The 266-nt window shown below is 55.6% G+C and carries 1 protein-coding gene; it reads left to right on the top strand.

All coding sequences use genetic code 11. The features are described from left to right. A partial coding sequence (locus B4920_RS26530) for a hypothetical protein (protein WP_216820068.1) occupies positions 1-266 on the top strand: 266 nt, incomplete at both ends.

Genomic DNA, 266 nt, shown 5'->3' with positions numbered 1-266 from the left:
CGGTGCCTTCAACAAGCGGGCCATCAATATCACCCAGAACAAAGATGACCCTGTGCTGAAGATGGAGAGCAAGAGCGGTGGCTCCAATGGCCAGTACAATATCACCGTCAACAAATTGGCAACCACCAGCCGCCAGGAAGGCATCTTTGACAGCTCGACCGCGCCGCTTATCACCCAGGATGGCCAACTGACCTTCAAGGCGGGAGAGAAGGAGTTCACGGTCGACGTCAAGGCGGGGGATACCCTGCAAAACATTCGCAAGCGTA

This window comes from Zoogloea sp. LCSB751 (genome assembly GCF_002028455.1).
Classification (GTDB): domain Bacteria; phylum Pseudomonadota; class Gammaproteobacteria; order Burkholderiales; family Rhodocyclaceae; genus Zoogloea.
Note: the sequence above shows the minus strand (reverse complement) of the source record. Positions and strands in the feature narration are given on the sequence as shown.